Here is a 513-nt window from a genome sequence, read left to right as displayed (position 1 = left end):
CCGAAGCGCCGCTGCGCCTCGCTGAAGAAATGCTTGAGGTCGTCGGGCCGGCGGCACTCCAGTTCCAGCAGCGCCTCCCGCCGTTCCAGCAGGACCGGCGGAATGTCGATCATGCCGGCCTCGCCCCGCGCCTCCGCCGCGCGCAGGCGGCCGCCCAGCGAGGCGATGTCTGCACTGAACCGGGCGTCGGGATAGAGGAACAGGGTATTTTCCTCACCCTTGGCATAGAGATCGACCTGGATGCCGTTGCCGCGCTGCATCGCGGCAGCGCCGTAGCGATAGCCCGGAATGATGATCGGCATCCCGTCCTTCACGATGTCCGGACCCCGGTCCGGCCACCAGTCGCGGATGATGACCCCCGAATGGACGATGGTTTCACGCCACTGTTTCTTGGTGCGAGGGACGAAGCTCAGCTTGCCGGTGGTGCCGGACGTATGCTGTACGGTCAAGTCGGTTTGCGCGTCGAGCAGGTCGATCCAGTCGTCGATCGTCTCGATACCGCTGGCATCGACG

The 513-nt window shown here is 65.5% G+C and carries 1 pseudogene; it reads right to left on the bottom strand.

Features of this window, described 5'->3' with window-relative positions:
• Positions 1-513 (bottom strand): annotated as a pseudogene (locus ACFC3J_RS23070) (hypothetical protein); the annotation flags it as partial.

Origin of the sequence: Sphingobium sp. (assembly GCF_041987595.1) — a bacterium.
In the GTDB taxonomy this organism is placed as follows: domain Bacteria; phylum Pseudomonadota; class Alphaproteobacteria; order Sphingomonadales; family Sphingomonadaceae; genus Sphingobium.
This window is presented reverse-complemented; position numbering and strand designations above follow the sequence as displayed.